This window comes from Helicobacter sp. MIT 00-7814, assembly GCF_003364115.1.
Lineage (GTDB): Bacteria > Campylobacterota > Campylobacteria > Campylobacterales > Helicobacteraceae > Helicobacter_F.
On sequence record NZ_NXLL01000062.1, the window covers coordinates 1 to 1,277 of the forward strand.

1 pseudogene is annotated in these 1,277 nt (G+C 37.6%); it reads left to right on the forward strand.

Going from position 1 to position 1,277, the window contains the following annotated elements:
• Nucleotides 1–1,277 (forward strand): annotated as a pseudogene (locus tag CQA49_RS10180) (hypothetical protein); the annotation flags it as partial.

Below are 1,277 nucleotides of genomic sequence, written 5' to 3' on the forward strand. Positions count from 1 at the left end.
GAACAACTTGCAATGCAAGCACGCCTAGAGGAACTAAAAGCAAAGCAAGCAAGTATGCAAGCCCAAAAGGAAGCCTTAAATGGCTTAAGCGCAAATGAAAGAATCCTAGAAGTGGGCGAACCTATAAAGGCTAAGGCTACGCCTTTAGCAGATTCTAGCATAAGCTTACAAGATAATGAAATAATCCCACTAGAATTTAAAATCATCAAATCCAAAGACGCAAAGCCAAACTTTGAAAATACCAATTTGCAAGGACGCCTTGAAACAAAGCAAAAAACTATCCAAGCAATCGCAAATGATTTTAAACCAAATCTCATACTAGGACGCGGTGGATTTAAAGACTTGCCAATTCTCAATATTGATGGTGCAGTGATAAGCGGAAACCATAGAATAAAAGGAATGCAAGACTTTAGCGAAACTTCACGCAAAGCCTATGAAGAGGCTATACAAAAGCAATATAATATCCATTTAGAGCCTGATGAACTGCTAGTGCGTATGCCCAAAGAAGCTTTAAGCGATGAAAAGCTAATAAACCTAAGCCTAGCAAGCAATGTCGATAATGTAGATTCTCTAGGTGATAAAGCAGTGATCGCACTAGGCAAATATGCTAAAGCCTTAAAAGAACTTCCCAATCACTTAGAGGGAGAGAGTGTAGATGAGCTAGCCTATCTTGTAGCAAGAAAGCTAGAAAAAGATAATGCCTACCCTGATATTTTAGACTGCAACCTAGCCCTTTTGGCAAACTTAGCTAAAAACTCAAACAATAAATCACTAGGCAATGTGCTAAATAATCTCAAACTGCCACTTGATGAAAAAAATAAACTAGTAGAAATGTATGCTAAAAATGCAGGTGCGTTTCATAATCTTGTCAATGACTTTGGAGAATATGGCGCACATAAGCTAGAAATCCGCCCCTATTTGCTCGATAGCATTGAAGCTAGTGCTAATGGACTAAATAAAACTAGAGCGGAGAATTTCAAAGTTGTAGGCAAAGATATAGCAAACTTAATCGCCACAACAGATTCTAAAGGCTTAAATCCCTTAATTTCTCAAAATCCTAAAATTTATGATAATCTACTAAGTCAAAGCTTAGGCTATGCGCTAAGTCGCTTTGTGAGACTTGAAAACCCAGCAAGCTCACTTTATGAAGTATTAAAAAATGCTAAAGATGAAATCGAAGCCATTATCCAGCCGACATTCTTTAGAGAGGGCAAAGCGTTAAAAGACGCAGATATTTATGACTTTATAGAAATGCTAATTACCAAAGGTGAAGCAAG